The following is a 22,000-nucleotide window of genomic DNA, read 5'->3' on the forward strand; positions in this document are numbered from 1 at the left end:
GCGGCGATCGACAGGGATGTCGATCGAGAGCCGGCAAGAGGGACCTTGTTCCGGCTCGACGCGTAAGCCGCCAGCGCAGCGTCAGGGTTTCGCCCTTGGGCATCGCGAGATAGGCTGCGCTGGCAGCCCATAACGCTAGCTGCCGGAAACAGAACCAAGCCCGCCCAGGCAGTAATACTTGGTTTCCAGATACTCGTCGATGCCGGTGATGCCGCCCTCGCGCCCCAGCCCCGACTGCTTGACGCCGCCGAAGGGCACGGGCGGGCCGGTCATCTTCACCGAGTTGACGCTGACCATGCCGAACTCCAGCGCCCGCAGCAGCTTCCAGATGCGGCGGATGTCGTGGGTATAGACATAGGCGGCCAGCCCATACTCGGTGTCGTTGGCCATCTCGATCACCTGATCGTCGTCCGAGTAGGCGGTCACCCCGGCCACCGGCGCGAAGTTCTCCTCGCGCCACACCATCATCTGCGGCGTCACACCGGTCAGCAGCACCGGCATGAAGAAGTTCTCGCCCGGGGCCTGGCCCTGGTCGCCGGCCACCAGGGTGGCGCCCTGGGAGAGAGCGTCGTCGACGATGGCCGCGGCCTTGTCCACCGCCTGGCGGTGGATCAGCGGGCCCAGGTCGACCTCGCTCTCCAGGCCGTTGCCCACGGTCAGGGCCGCCATGCGCTCGACGAAGTGCTCGACGAAGGCGTCGTGGATCGACTCGTGGACCAGGATCCGGTTGGCCGCCAGGCAGTCCTGACCGGCGGTCTGGAACTTGGCCGCCACCGCCGCAAAGGCGGCTTCCCGGGGATCCATGTCCGGCCCGACGATGAAGGGCGCATTGCCCCCCAGCTCCAGCGACACCCGCTTGACGGTGCCCGCACACTGCTCCAGCAGCAGCCGGCCGACCCGGGTGGAACCGGTGAAGGAGAGTGCCTTGATGCGCTCCTCGGCACACAGGATCTTCGACACCTCGGCCGCCTCACCCAGCACCACGTTGAACACCCCGGCCGGGATACCGGCGCGTTCGGCCAGCTCGGCCAGCGCCAGGGCCGAGAACGGCGTCTCGCCGGCCGGCTTGACGATCACCGGGCAGCCGGCCGCCATGGCGGCGGCGGCCTTGCGGGTGATCATCGCCAGCGGGAAGTTCCAGGGCGTGATCAGGGCGGCGATGCCCACCGGCTCCTTGAGGGTGCCGAGGGCGGCATTGGGGATATGGCTGGGGATGGTCTCGCCGAAGGTACGCTTGCCCTCCTCGGCGAACCAGCGCACGAAGCTGGCACCGTACTCCACCTCGCCGCGGGCATCCGGCAGCGGCTTGCCCTGCTCCAGGGTCATGATGGTGGCCAGGTCCTCGCGGTGGGCCTGCAGCAAATCGTACCAGGCCAGCAGGCGCTCACAGCGCTCGTCGGCACGCAGCGCCCGCCAGTGCACGAAGGCGGCATTGGCGGCGTCCACGGCCTCGCGGATCTGGTGAGCCTCCAGCCAGGGGATGTGCCCGATGGCCTCGCCGGTGGCCGGATCGAACACGGCCGCCTCGCGGCCACCGTCACCGTGGGTCCACTTGCCGTCGACATAGGCATACTGGCGGAACAGACGCGGATCGACCAGTGCGTTGGACAGGGTCTTGGACAGTTTCATGCGGGACCTCCCCTTGCACACCGGCGACGAGATCGAACGCCGGTGATGACGAAAACGACCGGCGGCCCGCAGGCCGCGCGATGAAGTCATGGTAAGGGAGGTCGTCGCTCAGGACTTTCCGATAACCCCGCCGGCGTCGACAGGTTTTTTTGTCCTCGACCGGGAAGTGGCGGTTTTTTCTGCGGGGCCGCTGCCAAGGGCAGCGGAGCGGGGTCTATCCTCCGCGGGGGCGGCCAGGGCCGCCTCGGTGAACACCAGCAGGCCGAGCTCGGGGCGATAGCCGTGGATCTCGGTCACATCGAGTGCCTGCAGGAAGGCGAGGATCGCCTCGCTGACCACCTGCCCCGGCACCAGCACCGGGAAGCCCGGCGGATAGGGGATGACGAAGCTCGCCGAGACGGCGTCACGCCCGCCCCGCATCTGCGCCTGCAGCTCGCCGTTGTCGAAGCGCAGGTACTCGGTGTTCTCCTCGTCATAGCTGAGGAAGTAGGCCCGACGGATGTCCCCTTCCGGGGTGTCCCCGGCGGAATCGGGGCGGAAGGCGTCGTGGAAGCGGCTGAAGTCGGGCAGCGGCGGCAGTTCCTGGGTCAGGGAACGCACCCGGTTCTCGATGATCCGGCGTTCGGGACGGCTGCTGTCCTCCCAGCGGCTGTCGAACTCCTTGGCCAGCTTCATCAGCACGTCGAGCAGGTAGGCGATGGCCCCCCGGGAGGTGCCGATGTTGGTCATGAACAACACGGTGTTGCGCGAGGTCTTGTTGATCTGGATGCCGTACTTGTTCATCAGGTACTCGTTCTTGAAGGTGTCGCCGTCGACCCCGGTCGCGCCGATGGCGATGGTCACCCGGGTCGGGTCGACCACGAACTCGTCCCGGGCCCAGGCCGCCTCCATCTGGTTCCAGCCGGTCACCGGGTCGTAGTAGGACTCCACCCCCGACTCGCGGTAGGCCTCGGGCACCATGTCGCTGTTCTTGAGCACCCGGAAGTACTTCTGCAGCAGCGGCTGGGTATAGAGTTGCTCGCGCAGCGACAGCGCCGTCTCGACCTGGGCATGCACCAGCTCGAAGCCCTCCATCTCCGCCTGCATCCGCCCCACGTCCAGCGACGCCACGATCTGGTAGTTGGGTGAGGTCGACGTATGGGTCATGTAGGCCTCGTGGAACGGCGCCTCGACCTTCTGGCGGAAGTCCTGGTCCCAGACGTGGATCATCGAGCCCTGACGCAGCGAGGTCAGGGTCTTGTGGGTGGAGTGGGTGGCATAGGTGCGGATGCGCACCTCGTCGGGATCGGGCAGCAGGCGACGCTCGAGCCAGGTGGCGTCATCCTCCAGGTCGAGGGCGTCGAACTCGGCCTTCCAGGCCGTATACTCCTTGCGGTAGCTCTCGCTGCGGTAGCGGTCGCGCAGGCTGCGCGCCGTGTGCATGGCGGTGCGCGGCCGGTAGGTGGGGTTGAAGGTGGCGAAGGCGAACCAGGCCTCATCCCACAGGAACACCAGGTCGGGCTTGATCGCCAGGCACTCCTCCATCACCCGGCGCACGTTGTAGACCACACCGTCGAAGGTGCAGTTGGTCAGCAGCAGCATCTTCACCTTGTGCAGCTGGCCGGAGCGCTTGTAGCGCAGCAGGGTCTTCTTGATCTCGTGCAGCGGCACGGCGCCGTACATCGAGAAGTCGTCGAGCGGGTAGGAGTCCAGATAGCTGACGTGGGCCCCGGCCAGCACCATGCCGTAGTGGTGCGACTTGTGGCAGTCGCGGTCGACCAGCACGATGTCGCGGGGCTTGACCAGCGCCTGCACCACGATCTTGTTGGCCGTCGAGGTGCCGTTGGTGACGAAGAAGCTCTGCCGCGCGCCGAAGGCCCGGGCGGCATACTCCTGGGCCTTCTTGATCGGCCCGTAGGGCTGCAGCAGGGAGTCGAGCCCGCCGGAGGTGGCCGAGGTCTCGGCCAGGAAGATATTGATGCCGTAGAAGTCGATCATCTGCCCGGCCCAGTGGGAGCGGGTCACCGACTTGCCCCGCGAGATGGGCATGGCATGGAAGACCCCGGTGGGCTTCTTGCTGTACTCGCGCAGGGCATCGAAGAAGGGGGTGCGATAGCGGCTGTCGATGGCCCGCAGGATGGTGTGGTGCTGCTCGATGTAGTCGGTCTCGCGGTAGAAGATGCGGTTGAAGTAGCGGATGTCACGACTCGCCGTGGCCTCGACGTCGCCGCTGGTGACCAGGAACTGGTCGATCTCGGGGCGCAGCTCGTGAATCATGCTGCTCAGCAGGATGCTGCGTTCGGCCTCGGTCTGGGTCTCCAGCGCCTTCTCCGACAGGCCCTCGAGGTAGTTGCGCAGGGCGCTGAGGTTGTACTTCGACTTGTAGGGAAACTCGTAGCGGATCAGGCAGGCCTGGATATTGGGGTTGACCAGCACGGCGATCAGAGCGTCCTCGAAGCTGCGTACCGTGACCACGTCGTAGACGAACTTGTCCTCGGGACGGCGCATGTTGCGGAAGGCCTCGCGGACCACCTCCTCCTCCTGGGCCGAGAGGTTGTCGACGATCAGCAGCTCGAAGTAGGGCTGGGCCGAGCTGTTGGAGGCCGGGTGGCCGCGCCGGAGCTGGGCCAGGGCATCGAGGGTCTCCAGGTCCTCGGCATCGGCGTCGGTCTCGCTGAGGTCGACGTGGCGACGGCGGTAGGACTCGCTGATCAGGGCCCGCACCAGGCGCTTGACCACCTTCTCCAGCAGCACGTACTCCTCGCGGTCGAACAACGCCCAGAGATGGCGGAAGTCCTCCTTGGAGGGGAAGGCGTGGTAGTCCTCGACGATCTCCAGCCGCGTCAGCTTGACGTCGATGGCCTTGATCAGGTTCTTCGCCCGGCCTTCGTCGCTCAGTTTCACCAGGATGCCGAGGTCGCGCTTCAGGGCATTCCAGGTGTCGGCGCGCAGCTGGGAGATCTTGTGGTAGAAGCCCAGCGCCGTGTAGGGAGTTTCCGAATAGCTTTTCTCTTGCATGACGACACCTGCCTCTCGTGTTGATATCGATGGTGCCGGGGTCGACGCCCTGCCAGGACGTCTCCGCCCTCAGCCGGTGATCAGGTGGCGCGAACCGTAACGGATCGCCAGGCGCTCCTCGTGAAAGTCGTCGAAGGAAAGGTCCAGCCACTTGCCGGGCCAGTGGTACTGGGCGCGACCGGTACGGGGGCGATAGACCGCGGTGTAGACGGTGCCCAGGCCGCGCTGGTAGTCATGGCGGAACAGCGGCGGCGAGAAGAAGGCCGAGACCAGCCGCTCCTCGGTGGTCGCCGCGTCGTCCACCAGGATCGACAGCTGGCGCTCGCGGATCAGGGTCTCCGAGGCCAGGGCATGGGCATACCACTCGATCTTCTTCTGATGATTGGTGGCCACCGCCACGCGCCGGATGCTGGCACGGCGATCCGGGGCGATCATCGCCGTGACGTAGCGCCCGGCGCTGTCGGCCACGGTGATGTTGTAGGCCATGTGGGTCGGCACCCGGGCCAGCACCTCGGCGGCCTGGGGCACGCTGTCACAGAACTCCAGGATGTAGCGCAGGATGATCGGCGCCCCGAAGCCGTCGCCAACTACCTTGCGGCCGCCGAAGGCGAGCGATACCGCGAGCCCCCGGTCGTTCATGCCGTCGAGCACGCCCCACAGGCAGTCGGACATGGCGATCACCCGGCGCTCGTTCCAGCGGCTGTAGAAGATGCTGCCCTCGCACAGCTCCGGCGGGTAGTCGTAGTTGCGCGCCAGCACCGTCGCTCCCGGCCGGGCAAGCACCGCCTGGGAGCAGCCGGTGATGTAGGGGGGCGGCCGGTAGAGGCTCAGCAGTCGCGCGGCCAGATCGCCTCCACCAGCCAGTTCGCAGAGCGCCTTGTAGGTGTCCAGCAGCTCCGGCATGTGGCGGCGCAGGGCGTTGTAGCAGGCGAGATACCCCGGCCGCTCGCGCTCCCCCTCGCTGAGGTACCACTGCTCGTAGGCCGGCCAGTGGTAGTCGAACAACGACTGCCACTTGGCCCCCGGCGCCTCCTCGTGCACGGTGCGAAAAACCAGCGTCTTGTCCATGGCATTCTCCGCCCCGCCGCCCCCGGGCGGCGGGGCCGCACCCCGCTCAGAGAATCTTGAAGTTACCGCCGCCGACGGCATGACTGACGGCGACCTCCTCCACCACCGGGTCCTGCAGCGACTGGCCGGCGTATTGACCGCGAATACCCTCGATCCAGGCGCGAGCCCGTTCGGTGAGCTGGAAGTCGTCGTCCATCAGTCGCCCGCGGGTGATCAGGATGCCCAGGTCGGCCCCCTCGTAGCGGAAGTCGCCGGTACCGCTGATGCGCAAGAAGAAGGCCTCCTTGTCGTTCTCGGCGGCGTGGGGGTGATAGCTGTAGTGGTCATAGCCGATGCTGCCGTCGTCGTTCATGCGCCAGACTCCCGAACGCGGCGCCGAGGTCACCAGGTCGACGCTCTCGTCGGTGTGCTTGATCACCAGCTGGCTCCAGCTGTCGATGCTGTCGGGGTGCGCCCAGCGCTCGTTGATCTCCTCGATGTCGAGATCGAAGTCCAGCTCCGAGAACTCCAGCAGGTGGAAGAGGAACAGCGGGATGTCGGAATGGGCGAAGGCCGCCACGTTGGTCAGCGAGCTGGCCCCGGTGACCCGCGGGTTGAGTTCGCCGAGATAGACGTCGCCCGAGTCCATGTCGATCAGGAAGTCGAGCTCGAAGTAGCCGCGGTAGCCCTCCTCGCGCAGCGCCTCGCCGAACTTGAAGGTGTACTCCCGGGCCTTGTCGCGCACCTCCTGGCTGAAGGCGCCGGCGAACATCTCGTTGCCGCACCAGCCGCCCTTGTAGGGGGTCAGCGACTTGAAGCCCACCAGCTCGGTCATCAGCGGGCCGACCACGGTGCCGCAGCGGGTGGCACAGGCCTCGATGGCCGAGCCGCGGCAGTTGATGCGCTTCATGATCTTGACCTCGGGCTCGGCTTCGATCTCCTCGGCATGCTTGTAGTAGTCCTCCTCGCTGGCGATGAAGAAGGTGGTGTGGCCGGAGTCGCCGAAGGCGGTCTGCACCACCAGGTCGCTGCCCAGCTCGCGGCTCACCTCGCGCAGCTCCTGGTAGCTGCCCACCCGGGCCAGCACATTGGGCACGCTGGGCACGCCGGCCTTGTTGCCGATGCGCACCGTCTCGATCTTGTTGTCCATGCGGCTTCGCAAGGCCGCCGGCGGGAAGGCGACCCTGAGCCCCAGTTGCTTGCACACCTCCTCGGTGTGCTCATCGAACATCAGGAAGGTGGCCACACCGGCGTTGTCGCCGGAGGCCCTCGACTGGATGAAGTCGATGACCTCCTTGTGCTCGAGCAGGTAGTTGTTGATGTCCTCGATGCTCTCGAAGTCGCGGGGGAACTTCTCCCTGGGCACGAAGACGTTGCGCTGCTGGCCATCGAAGCAGTCGATGTAGTTGATATGGCGGAAGGTGTTCACCCAATCGCCGATCCCCAGCAGATTGAAGTTGGTGGCCGAGATGAAGTAGATGGGCTCCTGATTGTTGCGGAAGTGGCGGCGGACATCGGCAATGCTTGTTATCTTGCTCATCGTGGTCGCTCCATCGGTGGCGGAAACGGACTCGGCGCGGATGGGTTCCTCGTGGTGGGCTCCGGTCGCGGGTGAACCGATCAGGCGGCGCAGGGCCCGTAACAAGCGTTCCAGCATGGTGATCTCCTTGTTGGCTGCGCCGCCCGCAGGCGGTGGGTCAGTGCTCCTCGATGTCGGCACGCACCGGCTTGGCCAGCGGGCCCAGGGTGTCGAGGAAGGGGGTCGAGCCGGTCTCGCTGCGGTACACCGAGAAGTCGACGCGACGGTCGCGGAAGCTCTTGAGCGGCTGGCCGAGGCCACGCAGGCCGGTCTCGCGCTCGCGGCGCACCCGGGTGAGGTCGACCTCGATGGGCATGACCTCCTCGCCGGTACCGGCCTGGTGGATGACGTCGCCGGAGGGGCCGACCACGATGGAGCGGCCATTGCCGATGGCGCCGGCGCCATTGATGTCGAAGAAGTAGCACTGGTTGACCGCGGCGTTGGTGCGGGCGATGGCCAGCTCGATGTCGCGGTCGATGGTGTCGGTCATGGTGGGGTGCAGGATCACCTCGGCGCCCAGGGCGGCGAGGGTACGGGTGGTCTCGGGGAACCACATGTCATAGCAGATCGACACCCCGAAGCGGCCGACATGGGGTACGTCGAAGGTGACGAACTCGCTGCCGCTCTCCACCCCGGCCTCGTAGGGCCGGAAGGGGAACATCTTGCGGTAGCGGGCCACCACCTGGCCGTGGGGGTTGATCACCGAGAGAGTGTTGTAGATCCGGTCATCCACCCGCTCGAACATCGAGCCGGGAATCAGCCAGATGCGGTGCTGCTCGGCGAGCTGGCAGAACAGCGCCTCGGCGTTGCTGGGCATCGGTTCGGCATGGTGCGGCGAGGCGCCCATGGGCATCAGCTCGCTGAAGACGACCATCTGCACCTGGGGGAAGCGACTCATCAGCACGTCGACCCGATGGCGCATGGCCTCGGTATTGTCGCCGTGGTGCAGGGCATACATCTGCACGCCGGCAATGGTGAAGTAGGACATCGTGGTTTCTCTGCGTCAGGCGATCTCGAAAACTTCCAGGGCGCCATCGAACTCGGACCGGCACCGTCGGAAAGCGTGCCGGTGGGATCGCCCGGCATGGGTGAGCACTGGCTCACCCTCCACGGTCAAGCTTAAGCCAGAATCGGCCTCCGTGATATCAACGCTGAACTTTCGCTCGCGCCGCCGCCACGACGCGGCCCGCGGGATCGCCGGTGTCAGGCGAAGTCGCGGGGCTCGAAACCGGGAGCGGGTCGCTTCACCGTCTTGGTGACGATGTAGGTGAAGTAGCGTTCGATGCCGGCGTCACCGGTGAGCCAACGGTCGATCAGTCGCTGGTAGGCATCGATGGAGTCGGCTTCCACCTTGATCAGGTAGTCGACGCCCCCGCCGACCGCCACGCACTCGGTGACCTCGGGGGTGGCGTGCACCAGCGCCTCGAAGCGGGCGAAGCTCTCGGCGTTGTGCTGTTTCAGCTCGATCTGCACCCACACCGGGGTGCGCTTGACCAGCGCCTCGGGATTGATCCGGGCGCTGTAGCCCTCGATGATGCCGGCCTTCTCCAGCCGCCGTACCCGCTCCCAGCAGGGGCTGACCGAGAGGTTGATCGCCTCGGCCAGCTTCGACTTGGTGATGCGCCCGTCCCGCGACAGGATCTCGAGAATCTTCAGGTCATAGCGATCGAGCTTCATGCGTTTCCTGCTTCTGAATGTGGCGGGCCTGTTCAGCCCAGCGAATCGACGACTTCGGCGATCACGGCGATGGTGTCGCCCATATTGACCTGCGCCGGGAAGCGGCGTGCCGCCAGCACCCCACTGCGGCTGGCGCGGTACTCCACCGGCGGCGTGCCGCTGCGGGTCAGATCAAAGACGCGGGCGATCACCTGCCCCGCCTCCACCGCCTCGCCCAGCGCCAGCGTCAGCTCGAGCAGCCCACTGTGCTCGCTCTGCACATAACAGCTGGCATCGGGCATGTCGAGATAGACCTGGGGCGCGTCGGGCATCTCCACCTCGCCGGCCATCAGGCCGAAGTGGATCAGGAAGTTGCGCACGCCGCGCTCGGTGATGGCCAGGCTCTGCGGCGTCGAGGTGCCGCCGCCGCCGAGTTCGGTGGCGACGAACACCTTGCCCTGGCTTTCCACCGCGGTGTCGAACAGCGCCGCGGCGTCGAGCTCGAACATCATCACCGCATAGGGGGCCCCGAAGGCCTTGGCGCCCTCGAGGGCCTGGCGCTGCTGCTCGGCGTCCTCCAGCACGTGGGAGGCGGCGAAGGGGATGATGTCCAGGGTGCGCCCACCGGAGTGCAGGTCGAGCACCACGTCGCTCATCGGCACCATCACCCGGGTGAAGTAGTCGGCGATCTTCTCGGTGACCGTGCCGTCCGGGTCGCCTGGGAAGCTGCGATTGAGGTTGCCGCCGTCGAGCCCGGAGGTGCGCTTGCCGGCCATCACCGCCGGCTGGTTCATGCAGGGCACGATGATCACCCGGCCGGTGACGTCCTCGGCGCGCAGGGTCGAGGCGAGTTTCATCAGGGCGGTGATGCCCTCGTATTCGTCGCCGTGGTTACCGCCGGTGAGCAGGGCCGTGGGGCCCTGGCCGCTCTTCACCACGGTGAGCGGGATCATCACCGCCCCCCAGGCCGACTCGTCGGTGGAGATGGGCAGCTTGAGGAAGCCGTGCTGCACGCCGTCGGCGTCGAAGTCGACGGTGGCGCTGATCGGGCTTGAGCGCAGGGGGGTGGGTCGCTTGGTCATTGAGTGGTCTCCATATTCTTGCACAGATTGCCGCGATCCAATTCTCGGGGCCAATGCAGACACGACACGGGGCTTACCCGGCGGCAAACCTGCGAGGAGGCGCTGTGAATACTTCCCTGTACGCTACTTTTGCCCTGCGGCGCTCTCGCATCCTGCTCCGCTTGCAGGGCCGGGGTTGGCCATCCGTGGCCAACCCGCTCGGCGGGAAGAACATTCACTGGATGTTCTTCTAATTTCCGCCTCGCCCCTGGCAAAAGACCTCCTCTTCGGTTTGCCCCCGGCGCCCCTCCGTTGGCTGCGTTTCGGGCTCAGCGCACGAACAGCTGGCGCGGGAAGTCGGCCAGGGTCTCGGCGCCGGTCTCGGTGATCAGGATACTCTCGGTGATCTCGAGCCCCCACTCCTCCTCCCACAGCCCGGGCATGAAGTGGAAGGTCATCCCCGGCTTCAGGATGGTCTCGTCGGAGGGACGCAGGCTCATGGTGCGCTCGCCCCAGTCCGGCGGATAGCTGATGCCGATGGAGTAGCCGCAGCGGGCGCCGCCGCGGTCGAAGCCGTACTTGTCCATGGCCGCGCCCAGCGCCATGGCGATGTCGGCGGTGCGATTGCCGGGCCTGGCCACCTCCAGGCCGTTCTCGATGCCCTCCAGCAGCGCCGACTCGGCGCGCACGAACTCCTGGGGCGGCCGGCCGAGGAACACCGTGCGCGACATGGGGGCATGGTAGCGCTTGTAGACCCCGGCGATCTCGAAGAAGGTGCCCTCCCCCTCGCGGAAGGGGGTGTCGTCCCAGGTGAGGTGGGGCGCGGCGGCGTCCTTGCCGGTGGGCAGCATGGGCACGATGGCCGGGTAGTCGCCGCCGTAGACCCGGCCCGCCGGATCCGTCCAGCCCTCGATGCCGACCCGGTAGATCTCCGAGACCAGCTTGCTCTTGGGCAGCCCCGGCTCGATCACCTCGAGGATGCGCGAGTGCATGCCCTCGACGATCTTCGCGGCGACGCGCATGTACTCGATCTCCTGGGGCGACTTGATGGCGCGGCACCAGTTGACCAGCCCATTGGCATCCAGGAAGCGCGCATGGGGCAGCTCGCGCAGCAGGCTCTGGTAGGCCTTGGCCGAGAAGTAGTAGTTGTCCATCTCCATGCCCACCACCCCCTGGTGCCAGCCACGGTCGGGCAGGATGGTCTGGGCGAGGTAGTCCATGGGGTGCATGTCCGGATTCTGCACATAGTAATCCGGGTAGTAGGTGATGTTGTCCGGATCGATCCAGCAGGTCCGCAGTGCCCCGTTGGCGTCCATGCGCCGGCCGTACCACACCGGCTCACCCTCCAGGCCGACCAGCACGCACTGGTGGACGTAGAACGACCAGCCGTCGTAGCCGGTGAGCCAGGCCATGTTGGACGGGTCGCTGACGATCAGCACGTCGATGCCCCGACTGGCCATCTCGGCGCGCACCTTCCACAGCCGGCTGGCGTATTCCTCACGAGTGAAGGGCAGGGAAACCTGAATCATGTGGCCACTCGCCATCGCATCACCAAGAACCGGCCATCTTCCACCTGGGAGAGGGCCGGGCCGCAGGGGTAACGGTCACTGGCAAGGAGTGATCCCTCGTCGCGACAATTGTCATGATGCTTTATGATGTGGACCATGACAATTGCCAGTCAATGCCGCTAGGCGGATACTAGCACCCCCCATTGGCTGGCGGTCAAAGGCTTTATTGCATCATGACAATTGATCTGACCCCCTACCTGACCGAGGCAGGCCCCAAGTACCTGGCCATCGCCCGGGCGCTATCGGAAGCGATCCGCCAGGGCGAACTCACGCCGGGCACCCGACTGCCGCCCCATCGCCAGCTGGCCGAGACACTCGGCGTCAGCGTACAGACGGTGTCACGGGCCTACGCCCAGGCCGAGAAGATGGGGCTGGTCCAGGCCCGTGTCGGCAGCGGCACCTGGATCAACGCCCTGGACGATGCCCGGGAGTCGGCCTACCTGCGCGGCCACGAACCGCGCCACGAGCCCCTCTTGATCGACCTCTCCATCGCCCACCCGGTCTGCCCCCCGGGCCACCACCTGCGCTTTCGCCAGGCGCTGGCCGAGCTGGCCGAACACGCCAGTCCCGAGGTGATCACGGCCAACCGGCCGATCGCCGGGCTCCTGCACCAGCGCGAACGCGCCAGCACCTGGCTCGCCACTCGCCTCCGGGTGCCCGGGGATGTCGACGACCTGATCCTCTGCAACGGTGCCGCTCACGGCCTGATGCTGGCGATCTCCACGGTGGTCCAGCACGGCGACCTGGTGCTTACCGAGGCGCTCACCGATCACGGCCTGATCGCCCTGTCGCGCACCCTCGGCTTCCAGCTGCGCGGTGTGTCCATCGACGACGAAGGGGTGATCCCCGAAGCTCTCGACGTGGCCTGTCGCCGCTTCAAGCCCCGCGCCGTCTGCCTGACCCCCACCCAGCTCAACCCCACGGGCGCGACCATGAGCGAGGCGCGCCGCGATGCGGTGGCCGAGGTACTCGAGCGACACGGGGTGTGGCTGATCGAGGACGATGTCCATGCCCTGCTGGAAGCACCGGGGCTGACGCCGCTGACCGCCCGGCTTCCCCAGCTCGGCTTCCACGTCACCAGCCTGACCAAGGTCACGGTGCCCGGACTGCGGGCGGGCTACCTGACGGTGCCCCGCGGCCAGTTGCACCACACCCTGCCGCGGATGCGCGCCACCACCTGGATGGCCACCCCGCTGGTCTTCGAGCTCGCCCACCTGTGGCTGGCGGACGGCAGCGTCGAGGCCCTGGCGGCCGAGCAGCGCGAGCTGCTCGGCCAGCGTCAGCGGCTCGCGGCCCGCCGGCTGGGCCGCCACCCCTTCGTCTCGCGCCCGAGCAGCCTGCACCTGTGGATCACCCTGCCCGGCGCCTGGCGCGCCGAGGAGCTCCAGCAGCATGCCGAGCAGGAGGGGCTGGCCATCACCACGGCGGTGCCCTTCATGGTGGAGCAGACCCCGCCGCCGCGGCGCATCCGCGTCAGTCTCGGCGCCGAACCCGACATCGCCCGGCTCGACGAGGGCCTGGCTCGCCTGGCCGGCTTGCTCGACGAGGCGCCACCGCCCATGATGCAGATCGTGTACTGAACCCACCGCGACTCAGCAGAGGGAGCCGGCATGCGCGTATTGCTCCATATCGACGACGCCGAGACCTGGCGCGATGCGCTGGCCCAGCGCCTGCCGGATGCCGAGATCGTCACCAGTGACGCCCCCGCCGAGGAGCGCCGCGACATGGACTACCTGGCGGTCTGGAAGCCGCCAGCCGAGCTGCTGCGCGAACAGACCCGGCTCAAGGGCATCGTCAACCTGGGGGCCGGGGTCGATGCCCTGCTGGACAATCCCGGCCTGCCCGAGGGCGTGCCGATCGTCAAGCTGCGCGACGCCGGCATGAGTGATCTGATCGGCGACTATGTGCGCTATGGCGTGCTGCACTTCCAGCGCGACTTCGACCGCTACCGCCGCCAGCAGGCGCGCCACCAATGGCGTGAACACGCCGTGGTCGACAAGAGCGACTGGCCGGTGGGGGTGCTGGGCCTCGGCGCCATCGGCGCCAAGGTGGCCGGCATGATCGCCGCCGACGGTTTCCCGGTGCACGGCTGGAGCCGCTCGCCCAAGACGCTCGAGGCCGTCACCTGCCACCATGGCGACGACGGTCTCGTCGAGCTGCTCGGCCAGGTCCACACCCTGGTGCTGCTGCTGCCCGACACCCGGGAGACCCGTCATGTCATCGACGCCGAGGCCCTGGCCGCGCTGCCCGAGGGGGCCAGCCTGATCAATCCCGGCCGCGGCACCCTGATCGACGAGCGAGCCCTGCTCGCGGCCCTGGGGGAAGGCGAGCAGGAGGGCCGGCTGCGCGGCGCCATCCTCGACGCCTTCCCCGAGGAGCCCCTGCCGGCCGACAGCCCCCTCTGGTCGCATCCCCGGGTCTGGGTCACGCCCCACATGGCCGGGCCGACACCGCTCTCGGCGGCACTGGACCAGGTGGCCGAGGCGCTGCGCGCCTTCGAGGCCGGTGAGTCACTCGACACCGTGGATCCCGACGCCGGCTATTGAACCTCCGGAACCTTGACCTCATCCCTACAAGAAAGGCGACACAGGCGATAGGCTGGAAGTGATACCCATCGACCTCCCTGGAGGTGCACGATGACTAGGCAAGTGGACTATGGCCCCCATGACGCCCTGCTGGTCGTGGACATGCAGAACGACTTCTGCGAGGGCGGCGCCCTGGCCGTGAGCGGTGGTGCCGCCCTGGTGCCGGGCATCAACGCCGAGATCGACGCGGCCCGGCGTGGCGGTGCCCTGGTGGTCGCCTCCCGTGACTGGCACCCCGTCGACCACGTCAGCTTCGCGCACCGCGGCGGCCCCTGGCCGATACACTGCGTCCAGGACACCGAGGGCGCGGCCTTCCACCCCGACCTCGCCCTCCCCGAGGGCACCATCCGGGTCAGCAAGGCCACGGCCTTCGACCGCGACGCCTACTCCGCCTTCGACGGCACCGGACTCGCCGACTACCTGAAGGAGAAGGGCGTCGAACGGGTGGTCGTCTGCGGCCTGGCCCTGGACGTCTGCGTCAGGGCGACGGCCCTGGCGGCCCGCCAGGCCGGCTTCGCCACCCTGCTGCTGGGGAACCTGAGCGCGGCGGTGGATGCGCAGGCCGGCGAGGCCTGTCGACGCGAGTTCGAAACCGCCGGCATCGAGGTCCATCCATGAGCGAGCCGATTCCCGTCCAGGTCGACGACAGCGACCTGGCCCTGCTCACCGACCTCTACCAGCTCACCATGCTCCAGGCCTACTGGAAGGAGCAGATGCACGAGCAGGCCACCTTCAGCCTCTACTTCCGCAAGCTGCCGCCGACCCGGCGCTTCATGCTCGCCTGCGGCCAGCAGCATGCCGCCGCCCTGGCCAGCCGGATCCGCTTCACGCCGTCGGCGCTTACGCGGCTGGCCGGCACCGGGAAGTTCGACGATGCCTTCCTCGACTGGCTCGCCGGCTGGCGCTTCAGCGGCGATATCTGGACCCTGCCCGAGGGCACCCCGGTGTTCCAGAACGAACCCTTCATGGAGGTGGACGCCCCCATCGCCGAGGCCCAACTGCTCGAGAGCCTGATCATGAACCTGGTACAGCTCGAGACGGTGCTGGCCTCCAAGGCGGTGCGCATCGTGATGGCGGCCCGCGACCGCCCGGTGGTCGACTTCGGCCTGCGCCGCATGCACGGGGTCGACGCCGCCGTACGCGGCGTGCGCGCCTACCGCACGGCCGGGCTGGCCGGCACCAGCAATGTGCTCGGCGGCCTGCGCCACGACCTGGCACTCAACGGCACCATGGCCCACAGCTACATCCTCGCCCACGACGACGAACACGCGGCCTTTCGCGCCTTCGCTCGCCACTATCCCGGCACTACCCTGCTGGTGGACACCCACGACACCCTGGAAGGGGTACGCAAGGTGATCGAGCTGATGCGTGACGATCCCGGGGTGCGGGTGAGTGCCATCCGGCTCGACTCCGGCGACCTGGGCGAACTGGCCAAGGGGGCCCGCGCCCTGCTCGACGAGGCCGGTCATCCCGAGGTGAAGATCGTCGCCAGCAGCGGGCTCGACGAGTACAAGATCGACGACCTGCTCGAGGACGACGCCCCCATCGACGCCTTCGGCGTGGGCACCGAGATGGGGGTCTCGGCGGACGCCCCGGTGATCGACCTCTCCTACAAGCTGGTGGAGTTCGCCGGCACTCCCCGGGTCAAGCACTCGCCCGGCAAGATCAACCTGCCGGCGCGCAAGCAGCTCTATCGTCGCCTGGACGCCGACGGACACTATGCGGGCGACGTCATCGCCCTGCGTGACGAACCGATCGAGGAGGGCGAGCCGCTGCTGGCGCCGCTGGTGCGGGGGGGCCGGATCGATGAGGCGGCACTGGCCCGGGCGGACCAGGCCCGGGAGCGGGTGCGGGACGCCCTCGAGCACCTGCCCGGCGAAGTGAGGAGCCTGGCATCCGGCAAGAGTGGCTACCCGGTCGAACTCAGCCCGGGGCTGAAGCGCCTCCAGTCGTCGACCTGATCCCTTCCGACCATCGAGGTGGGGGACTCGGTCGTCCCGACCACGACGATGCCCCAGCCTACAGCAGCGCGTCGAACTGGCTGAGCCAGGCCGGATGCGCCGGCCAGGCGGGCGCCGTGACCAGCTTGCCGCTCGACACGGCCTGGTCGACCTCGATCTCGGCATAGTCGCCGCCGGCCAGGCGGACTTCCGGCGCGCAGGCCGGGTAGGCCGAGACCCGGCGCCCCTCCAGCGACACCGCCGCCGCCAGCAGCTGGGCACCGTGGCAGATCGCGGCGACCGGCTTTTCATGCTCGAAGAAGTGACGAACCATCTCCAGTACCCGCTCGTCGAGGCGCAGGTACTCCGGGGCACGCCCACCGGGGACCACCAGGCCATCGTAGTCGGCCACCTCGACCTCGGCGAAGGTGGCGTTCAGGGTGAAGTCGTGCCCCGGCTTCTCGGTGTAGGTCTGGTCGCCCTCGAAGTCGTGGATGGCCGTACGTATCCGGTCCCCCTCGCGCTTCTCCGGGCAGACGGCATCGACCTCGTGCCCCATGGCCTGCAACGCCTGGAAGGGCACCATGATCTCGTAGTCCTCGACGAAGTCACCGGCAATCAGCAAGAGTCTGGCCATGGGAAGGTCCTCCGTGTGAAGGGTCGTGACGGAACTGTCGCGACCTGCAGGCAGAAGCGTAGCAGCCCGTCGACCACCCCGCCCGAGCGTGCAACAAGGGTGCAGCGGGGAACCGGAACCGTGCTCCGCGGTTCACAGCCCTGTTGCCTCAACCCACTGCCGTGCCACTGCCACGGGGAGACCCGCCATGCCCCACCCTTCGAGTCTTCTGTCCCCCTTGCTGCTCCTGCTGCTGACCCTGACGCCGGCGGTCCCCTCCGGAGCACACGCGGCGGCTCCTGGCAAGCAGGCAGCGGCGCTCGAGCACGGCGCGGAACCCCGGCCCTTCACCGCCAGCTACCGGCTGGAGGTGCGTGGCTGGCCCAGCGCCACCATCGAGCATCGCTTGACCCGCGAAGGTGGCCACTGGCAGAGCCGCATGCGTGCCGCCATCGCCGTGGCCCGGGGCAGCGAACGCAGCCGCTTCATCATCACGCCGGACGGGGTGCGCTCGGTGAACTATGCCAGCGGCTACTCGCTGTTGGGCATCGGTGGCGACTACCGGCTCGGCAGCGACGAACTGGCCGAGCGACCGGACCGCCAGACCGCCCTGTTCGAGCTGTCGCGCCGCGCCCTCACCGGCGACTGCCAGGACGCCGCCTGTCGGCTCGACTACCAGGATCACCGCGGCCGCGGGGAGCGGCTCGACTACCGGGTGCTCGACCGCGAGACGCTCGCCCTGCCCGCCGGGGAGTTCGAAGCCGTCAGGGTCGAGGCCAGCGACCCCGAGAAGCCCCAGCGCCGGCTGCTGTTCAGTTTCCACCCCGAGTACCCCGGACTGCTGCTGGCGGTGGAATACCACCGCGACGGCAAGCGCCAGAGCCGTCTGTCGCTGACCGAGCTGGCCCGGGCCGACTGACATTCATGTCGCTGATCCCCCATTCGGGAAAAGCCGTTCCCCTCTCCCGCGGGCTTCTCTAGAGTAACGGGCCTCACGGCCGCCGACGGCGGCCCTATTGCCGGGAAGGGAGTCTCGATGCTGTCCGGTCTGCTGATCGTGCTGTTGCCGTTGGTGCTGGGCTATCTGGTGCCGGTTCGCCATGCCCGGGCCATGGCCCTGATCAATCACGGGGTGAACGCCTCGGTCTACGTGATCCTGCTGCTGATGGGGGTGAGCCTCGCCGGACTCGAGGACCTCGCCAGCCAACTCTCGCGCCTGGGCGGTCAGGCCCTGCAGCTGTTCGCGGTGATCAGCATCCTGAACCTGGCAGGCCTGTGGTGGCTCTCCCGGCGGCTCGGCCTGCGTGCGGCTCCGTCGCGGGTGGTGCCCGGCGCGCCCACCAGCAAGCTGGCCGCCATTGCCGGCTCGCTCGCGTTGGTGGGCGTGGTGGTGCTGGGCGTGCTGCTGGGCCTGGCCGGCGGCGGCCTGGCCGGCGGCGGCCTGGCCGGCGCGGCGCTGTTCGCCCGGGCCGAGACCCTCGCCGAGTGGGTGCTCTACGCCCTGCTCGCGCTGATCGGCTGCCAGTTGCGCAACTCCGGCATGCCCCTGCGGCAGATCCTGCTCAATCGCTTCGGCCTGGCCATCGCCACGGTGCTGGCCGTGACCTCGCTCGCCGGCGGCCTGCTGGCCGCCCCCCTGCTCGACCTGGCCTGGAACGAGGGACTGGCCATGGCCGCCGGCTTCGGCTGGTATTCGCTCTCGGGGATCCTGATCGGCGACCGGCTCGGGCCCCTGCTCGGTGGGGTGGCCTTCTTCAACGACCTGACCCGGGAGCTGCTCGCCTTCGTGCTGATCCCGCTGGTGATCCGCCGCCACGCGGCACTCGCCATCGGCTACGGCGGCGCCACCTCCATGGACTTCACCCTACCGGTGATCCAGCAGCACGGCGGCGTGGCCTGCGTGCCCATCGCCGTGGTCAGCGGCTTCATGCTGTCGCTGCTGTCGCCGCCGCTGATTCTGTTCCTGCTCTCCCTATGATGGGCGGCCTCCAACCGCCGGCGCCCTCTGCCCGTAGCCCGTAGCCCGTGGCCCGTGGCCCGTAGCCCGTAGCTCGTAGCTCGTAGCTCGTAGCTCGTTAGCCCAAAGTCTAGGTTGAACTTCGCGCCACGAAACGGCTAACTGGGCGCCACTGAACTTAATCGTTTAAGTTCACGCGATGACTGGCACCACCGACAGCCCTATCCATACTCAAAACAACAAGCCGACGAGGAAACCACCATGCTCAAGAAACAACTGATCACCGCCATCGCCCTGGCTGGCGCTACCACTGCCGGTACCAGCCAGGCCCAGGCCGCGGAGCTGACCATCTCCTGCGGCGCCGTGGGGGCCGAGCTCACCCTCTGCCAGGAGGGCGTCGCGGCCTGGGAGGAGCAGACCGGCCACGAAGTGGATATCGTCTCCACGCCCAACTCCTCCACCGAGCGCCTGTCGCTCTACCAGCAGATCCTCTCCGCCCAGTCCGACGACATCGACGTGATGCAGATCGACGTGGTGTGGCCGGGCCTGCTGGCCAACCACCTGCTCGATCTGAACGAGACCCTCGGTGCGGATGCCGCCGAGGGTCACTTCGAGACCATCGTCACCAACAACACCGTCGACGGCCGCCTGGTGGCCATGCCCTGGTTCACCGATGCCGGGGTGCTCTACTATCGCAAGGACCTGCTCGAGGAGTACGGCTTCGAGCCCCCCGAGACCTGGCAGGAACTGACCGAGATCGCCACCGAGATCCAGGCCGCCGAGCGCGAGGCGGGCAATGACAGGATGTGGGGCTATGTCTTCCAGGGCCGTGCCTACGAGGGCCTGACCTGCAACGCCCTGGAGTGGATCGCCAGCTATGGCGGCGGCAGCGTCGTCGACACCGACGGCGAGATCACCATCGACAACGAGCGCGCCGCCGAGGCCCTCGACCTGGCCGCCACCTGGATCGGCGAGATCTCCCCGGACGGCGCCCTCAACTATACCGAGGAGGAAGCCCGTGGCATCTTCCAGAGCGGCAACGCCGTCTTCATGCGCAACTGGCCCTACGCCTGGTCACTGGCCCAGAGCGAGGACAGCAACGTGCGCGACAAGGTCGGGGTGGTCAAGCTGCCGCACGGTGCCGAGGGCGAAAGCGCGGCCACCCTGGGCGGCTGGAACCTGGCGGTGTCGAAGTACAGCGAGCATCCCGAGCTCGCCGCCGACCTGGTGGCCTTCCTGACCGGCGAGGCCGAGCAGAAGCGTCGCGCCATCGAGGGCGCCTACAACCCCACCCTGGCCTCCCTCTACCAGGACGAGGAGGTGCTCGAGGCCGTGCCCTTCTTCGGTACCCTCTACGAGACCTTCACCAACGCCGTGGCTCGCCCCTCGGCGCCCACCGGCGACAACTACGGCCGCGTCAGCAACAGCTTCTTCAACGCCGTGCATCAGGTGCTCTCCGGAGACCTCAGCGGTGCCGAAGCCGTCGCCCAGGTGGATAGCGAACTCTCGCGCATCAAGCGCCGTCGCTGGTAACCGGAGGTCATCATGACGATTCAAGCAACCGACAGCACCCCCGCGAAGGGGCGCCTCGCCCAGGCGGGCCATCATCGTGGTACCAAGGTCCGCCGCCAGCGGGTCCGCGCCGCCTGGACCTTTCTCGCGCCGATGCTGGTGGCACTGGTCTTGGTCGCCGGCTGGCCGCTGCTGCGCACTTTCTACTTCAGTTTCACCGATGCCTCGTTGTCCGACACCGCCGGCGCAGCGCTGATCGGTTTCGAGAACTATCTCGTCTATGACGATGGCACCTGGTACGGCCTGCTCGCCGACCCGGTGTGGTGGCGATCGGTATGGAACACGGTGTTCTTCAGCGTCGTCTCGGTGTCGCTGGAAGTGGTATTCGGCATCATCGTCGCCCTGCTGCTCAACGCCGAGTTCAAGGGCCGCATGCTGGTGCGTGCCGCCGTGCTGATTCCCTGGGCGATTCCCACCATCGTCTCGGCGAAGATGTGGGCCTGGATGCTCAACGACCAGTTCGGGATCATCAACCACATGCTGATGGCGATCGGCATCATCGATTCGCCCATCGCCTGGACCGCCAGCGCCTCCTACTCCATGTGGGCGGTGATCATGGTCGACGTCTGGAAGACCATCCCCTTCGTCGCGCTACTGGTCCTGGCCGCCCTGCAGATGCTGCCCAAGGACTGCTACGAGGCGGCAGAGGTCGACGGCATCCACCCCGTGCGCGTCTTCTTCAGGGTCACCCTGCCGCTGATCACGCCGGCCCTGATGGTCGCGGTGATCTTCCGCCTGCTCGATGCCCTGCGGGTGTTCGACGTCATCTACGTGCTGACCTCCAACGCCACCAGCACCATGACCATGTCGATCTACGCCCGCCAGCAGCTGGTCGAGTTCCAGGACGTGGGCTACGGCAGTGCCGCCTCGACGATGTTGTTCCTGATCATCGCCCTGGCCGTGGTGATCTATCTCTACCTGGGTCGCCGTCAACTGGGAGTCGACCAATGAACCAGTATCAGCTGATCAAGCTCGCCAAGCGGGTCGGGCTCTACGCCCTGATTGCCGTGGTGATGGTCTATGCCATCTTCCCCTTCTACTACGCCGTGATCACCTCGCTGAAGCCGTCCAGCGAGCTGTTTCGCGTCGACTTCTGGCTGTCGTCGCTGGACTTCGGCAACTATGTGCAGATCTTCACCCAGAAGAGCTTCGTGCGTGCCATCTTCAACTCGATCATCGTCTCGCTCTCGGTGGTCTTCATCGCCCTGCTGCTGGGCATCACCGCCTCCTATGCCCTGGGTCGGGTGCGCTTCCGCGGCCGCACCACGGTGATGCTGACGATCCTCGGTGTCTCCATGTTCCCCCAGGTGGCCGTGCTCTCCGGGCTCTTCGAGGTCATCCGCACCCTGAACCTCTATAACAACCCCGGTGGCCTGATACTGAGCTACACCATCTTCACCCTGCCCTTCACCGTCTGGGTGCTGACCACCTTCATGCGACAGCTGCCCATGGAGCTGGAAGAGGCGGCGATCATGGACGGCGCCACCCCCTGGGTCATCATCACCAAGGTATTCCTGCCGTTGATGTGGCCGGCCATGGCGACCACCGGCCTGCTGGCCTTCATCGCCGCCTGGAACGAGTTCCTGTTCGCCCTGACCTTCACCCTCACCGACGACCAGCGCACCGTGCCGGTGGCCATCGCCCTGATCTCCGGCGGCAGCCAGCACGAGCTGCCGTGGGGGGCGATCATGGCCGCGTCGGTGACCGTCACTGTCCCCCTGGTCATCCTGGTGATGATCTTCCAGCGGCGCATCGTCTCCGGCCTCACTGCCGGCGCCGTCAAGGGCTGATCC

18 protein-coding genes are annotated in these 22,000 nt (G+C 67.4%); 9 read left to right on the forward strand and 9 right to left on the reverse strand.

The features are described from left to right. Window positions 1-135: 135 nt before the first annotated feature. The 8 genes from CR157_RS04320 to doeA form a co-directional block, all read right to left on the reverse strand. Window positions 136-1,629, reverse strand: a complete 1,494-nt coding sequence (locus tag CR157_RS04320) for an NAD-dependent succinate-semialdehyde dehydrogenase (RefSeq protein WP_110282278.1) — start codon at window positions 1,627-1,629, stop codon at window positions 136-138. Window positions 1,630-1,737: 108 nt separating this feature from the next. Next, the gene (locus tag CR157_RS04325; protein WP_258364060.1) at window positions 1,738-4,626 is read right to left on the reverse strand and encodes an aminotransferase class I/II-fold pyridoxal phosphate-dependent enzyme; all 2,889 of its coding nucleotides are present in this window, start codon (window positions 4,624-4,626) and stop codon (window positions 1,738-1,740) included. A gap of 69 nt (window positions 4,627-4,695) precedes the next feature. Further along, window positions 4,696-5,694 carry a C45 family autoproteolytic acyltransferase/hydolase gene (locus CR157_RS04330; RefSeq protein ID WP_110282279.1) on the reverse strand — a complete coding sequence of 333 codons (999 nt, stop codon included), beginning with the start codon at window positions 5,692-5,694 and terminating at the stop codon, window positions 4,696-4,698. Between the two features lie 46 nt (window positions 5,695-5,740). Beyond that, window positions 5,741-7,330, reverse strand: a complete 1,590-nt coding sequence (locus CR157_RS04335) for a biotin carboxylase (protein ID WP_258364061.1) — start codon at window positions 7,328-7,330, stop codon at window positions 5,741-5,743. Window positions 7,331-7,370: 40 nt separating this feature from the next. Then, complete coding sequence (locus CR157_RS04340; RefSeq protein WP_110282280.1) at window positions 7,371-8,240, reverse strand: carbon-nitrogen hydrolase family protein; 870 nt, start codon at window positions 8,238-8,240, stop codon at window positions 7,371-7,373. A 215-nt stretch (window positions 8,241-8,455) separates the two neighbouring features. Beyond that, the gene (locus CR157_RS04345; RefSeq protein WP_110282281.1) at window positions 8,456-8,929 is read right to left on the reverse strand and encodes an Lrp/AsnC family transcriptional regulator; all 474 of its coding nucleotides are present in this window, start codon (window positions 8,927-8,929) and stop codon (window positions 8,456-8,458) included. A 32-nt stretch (window positions 8,930-8,961) separates the two neighbouring features. Next, window positions 8,962-9,990 carry a N(2)-acetyl-L-2,4-diaminobutanoate deacetylase DoeB gene (gene doeB, locus CR157_RS04350; protein WP_110282282.1) on the reverse strand — a complete coding sequence of 343 codons (1,029 nt, stop codon included), beginning with the start codon at window positions 9,988-9,990 and terminating at the stop codon, window positions 8,962-8,964. A gap of 308 nt (window positions 9,991-10,298) precedes the next feature. Further along, complete coding sequence (gene doeA / locus CR157_RS04355; RefSeq protein ID WP_110282283.1) at window positions 10,299-11,498, reverse strand: ectoine hydrolase DoeA; 1,200 nt, start codon at window positions 11,496-11,498, stop codon at window positions 10,299-10,301. 212 nt (window positions 11,499-11,710) lie between these two features. On the opposite strand from doeA, the gene ehuR reads away from it, so the two are divergent. The 4 genes from ehuR to CR157_RS04375 all read left to right on the forward strand — a co-directional run bounded on the left by ehuR (window position 11,711) and on the right by CR157_RS04375 (window position 16,083). Beyond that, entirely contained in the window at window positions 11,711-13,117 is a 1,407-nt protein-coding gene (gene ehuR, locus CR157_RS04360) for a MocR-like ectoine utilization transcription factor EhuR (RefSeq protein ID WP_110282284.1), read from the forward strand. Between the two features lie 30 nt (window positions 13,118-13,147). Beyond that, entirely contained in the window at window positions 13,148-14,083 is a 936-nt protein-coding gene (locus CR157_RS04365; RefSeq protein WP_110282285.1) for a 2-hydroxyacid dehydrogenase, read from the forward strand. Window positions 14,084-14,173: 90 nt separating this feature from the next. Next, the gene (locus CR157_RS04370; protein WP_110282286.1) at window positions 14,174-14,740 is read left to right on the forward strand and encodes a nicotinamidase; all 567 of its coding nucleotides are present in this window, start codon (window positions 14,174-14,176) and stop codon (window positions 14,738-14,740) included. Then, window positions 14,737-16,083, forward strand: a complete 1,347-nt coding sequence (locus tag CR157_RS04375; RefSeq protein WP_110282287.1) for a nicotinate phosphoribosyltransferase — start codon at window positions 14,737-14,739, stop codon at window positions 16,081-16,083. Before CR157_RS04370 ends, CR157_RS04375 begins: the two co-directional genes overlap by 4 nt. Before the next feature lie 58 nt (window positions 16,084-16,141). Here CR157_RS04375 and CR157_RS04380 read toward each other — a convergent pair whose 3' ends face one another. Further along, on the reverse strand, window positions 16,142-16,699 hold the full coding sequence (locus CR157_RS04380; RefSeq protein ID WP_110282288.1) for a DJ-1/PfpI family protein: 558 nt from the start codon (window positions 16,697-16,699) through the stop codon (window positions 16,142-16,144). A 187-nt stretch (window positions 16,700-16,886) separates the two neighbouring features. On the opposite strand from CR157_RS04380, the gene CR157_RS04385 reads away from it, so the two are divergent. The 5 genes from CR157_RS04385 to CR157_RS04405 all read left to right on the forward strand — a co-directional run bounded on the left by CR157_RS04385 (window position 16,887) and on the right by CR157_RS04405 (window position 21,997). Continuing rightward, window positions 16,887-17,597 carry a hypothetical protein gene (locus CR157_RS04385; RefSeq protein ID WP_110282289.1) on the forward strand — a complete coding sequence of 237 codons (711 nt, stop codon included), beginning with the start codon at window positions 16,887-16,889 and terminating at the stop codon, window positions 17,595-17,597. A gap of 117 nt (window positions 17,598-17,714) precedes the next feature. Next, entirely contained in the window at window positions 17,715-18,656 is a 942-nt protein-coding gene (locus tag CR157_RS04390) for a lysine exporter LysO family protein (RefSeq protein WP_110282290.1), read from the forward strand. A gap of 240 nt (window positions 18,657-18,896) precedes the next feature. Continuing rightward, window positions 18,897-20,168, forward strand: a complete 1,272-nt coding sequence (locus tag CR157_RS04395; RefSeq protein ID WP_110282291.1) for an ABC transporter substrate-binding protein — start codon at window positions 18,897-18,899, stop codon at window positions 20,166-20,168. 12 nt (window positions 20,169-20,180) lie between these two features. Further along, the gene (locus tag CR157_RS04400) at window positions 20,181-21,158 is read left to right on the forward strand and encodes a carbohydrate ABC transporter permease (protein WP_110282292.1); all 978 of its coding nucleotides are present in this window, start codon (window positions 20,181-20,183) and stop codon (window positions 21,156-21,158) included. Then, window positions 21,155-21,997: a carbohydrate ABC transporter permease gene (locus CR157_RS04405; RefSeq protein ID WP_110282293.1), complete on the forward strand. Its 843-nt coding sequence runs from the start codon at window positions 21,155-21,157 to the stop codon at window positions 21,995-21,997. Before CR157_RS04400 ends, CR157_RS04405 begins: the two co-directional genes overlap by 4 nt. The last annotated feature ends 3 nt before the right edge of the window (window positions 21,998-22,000 follow it).

The sequence above is a fragment of the Halomonas sp. LBP4 genome (assembly GCF_003202205.1).
Lineage (GTDB): Bacteria > Pseudomonadota > Gammaproteobacteria > Pseudomonadales > Halomonadaceae > Halomonas > Halomonas flagellata.

What these genes read in the sequence shown, in the direction of transcription:
- CR157_RS04320 (WP_110282278.1), bottom strand. Translation starts at nt 1,629, where the DNA reads ATGAAACTGTCCAAGACCCTGTCCAACGCACTGGTCGATCCGCGTCTG.
- CR157_RS04325 (WP_258364060.1), bottom strand. Translation starts at nt 4,626, where the DNA reads ATGCAAGAGAAAAGCTATTCGGAAACTCCCTACACGGCGCTGGGCTTC.
- CR157_RS04330 (WP_110282279.1), bottom strand. Translation starts at nt 5,694, where the DNA reads ATGGACAAGACGCTGGTTTTTCGCACCGTGCACGAGGAGGCGCCGGGG.
- CR157_RS04335 (WP_258364061.1), bottom strand. Translation starts at nt 7,330, where the DNA reads ATGCTGGAACGCTTGTTACGGGCCCTGCGCCGCCTGATCGGTTCACCC.
- CR157_RS04340 (WP_110282280.1), bottom strand. Translation starts at nt 8,240, where the DNA reads ATGTCCTACTTCACCATTGCCGGCGTGCAGATGTATGCCCTGCACCAC.
- CR157_RS04345 (WP_110282281.1), bottom strand. Translation starts at nt 8,929, where the DNA reads ATGAAGCTCGATCGCTATGACCTGAAGATTCTCGAGATCCTGTCGCGG.
- doeB (WP_110282282.1), bottom strand. Translation starts at nt 9,990, where the DNA reads ATGACCAAGCGACCCACCCCCCTGCGCTCAAGCCCGATCAGCGCCACC.
- doeA (WP_110282283.1), bottom strand. Translation starts at nt 11,498, where the DNA reads ATGATTCAGGTTTCCCTGCCCTTCACTCGTGAGGAATACGCCAGCCGG.
- ehuR (WP_110282284.1), top strand. Translation starts at nt 11,711, where the DNA reads ATGACAATTGATCTGACCCCCTACCTGACCGAGGCAGGCCCCAAGTAC.
- CR157_RS04365 (WP_110282285.1), top strand. Translation starts at nt 13,148, where the DNA reads ATGCGCGTATTGCTCCATATCGACGACGCCGAGACCTGGCGCGATGCG.
- CR157_RS04370 (WP_110282286.1), top strand. Translation starts at nt 14,174, where the DNA reads ATGACTAGGCAAGTGGACTATGGCCCCCATGACGCCCTGCTGGTCGTG.
- CR157_RS04375 (WP_110282287.1), top strand. Translation starts at nt 14,737, where the DNA reads ATGAGCGAGCCGATTCCCGTCCAGGTCGACGACAGCGACCTGGCCCTG.
- CR157_RS04380 (WP_110282288.1), bottom strand. Translation starts at nt 16,699, where the DNA reads ATGGCCAGACTCTTGCTGATTGCCGGTGACTTCGTCGAGGACTACGAG.
- CR157_RS04385 (WP_110282289.1), top strand. Translation starts at nt 16,887, where the DNA reads ATGCCCCACCCTTCGAGTCTTCTGTCCCCCTTGCTGCTCCTGCTGCTG.
- CR157_RS04390 (WP_110282290.1), top strand. Translation starts at nt 17,715, where the DNA reads ATGCTGTCCGGTCTGCTGATCGTGCTGTTGCCGTTGGTGCTGGGCTAT.
- CR157_RS04395 (WP_110282291.1), top strand. Translation starts at nt 18,897, where the DNA reads ATGCTCAAGAAACAACTGATCACCGCCATCGCCCTGGCTGGCGCTACC.
- CR157_RS04400 (WP_110282292.1), top strand. Translation starts at nt 20,181, where the DNA reads ATGACGATTCAAGCAACCGACAGCACCCCCGCGAAGGGGCGCCTCGCC.
- CR157_RS04405 (WP_110282293.1), top strand. Translation starts at nt 21,155, where the DNA reads ATGAACCAGTATCAGCTGATCAAGCTCGCCAAGCGGGTCGGGCTCTAC.